The organism is Specibacter sp. AOP5-B1-6 (assembly GCF_052376555.1).
GTDB lineage: Bacteria > Actinomycetota > Actinomycetes > Actinomycetales > Micrococcaceae > Specibacter.
Genome location: NZ_JBQSVT010000135.1, coordinates 1 through 319, shown reverse-complemented (window position 1 = coordinate 319; position 319 = coordinate 1). Strand labels below are relative to the sequence as shown.

Here is a 319-nt window from a genome sequence, read left to right as displayed (position 1 = left end):
CACCGTCATCCCGCCGGCGTAGAGCGAAATGATCATCTCATCGAGTCCGCCAATGCGGCGGGCACCCTTGGGCACCAGTGCCGGCTGGAAGGACCCGTCCCTGTCCCGCGGCGTCGCCAAGGCGATGTCGCCGATCTCTGATGCCACCGTTTTCGGCGTGAAACCGTTGCGGGAGTTGTTCGGCGAAGCGTCCGACCGCTCACCCTTCTCATAGCCCAGATGGCCGGCCATTTCGGCCTGCAAGCCACGTTCCAACACGGCCTTGACCATCTCGGGCAGGAACCCGCCCTCGCCCGTGAGCTGCAGCGTGCCCTTATCG

Annotated in this window: 1 protein-coding gene; it reads right to left on the bottom strand. The window is 65.2% G+C overall.

Annotated elements, in window-relative coordinates; all coding sequences use genetic code 11:
• On the bottom strand, window positions 1-319 hold a 319-nt coding region (locus ACT3TS_RS19810), incomplete at both ends, for a transposase (protein ID WP_444533234.1).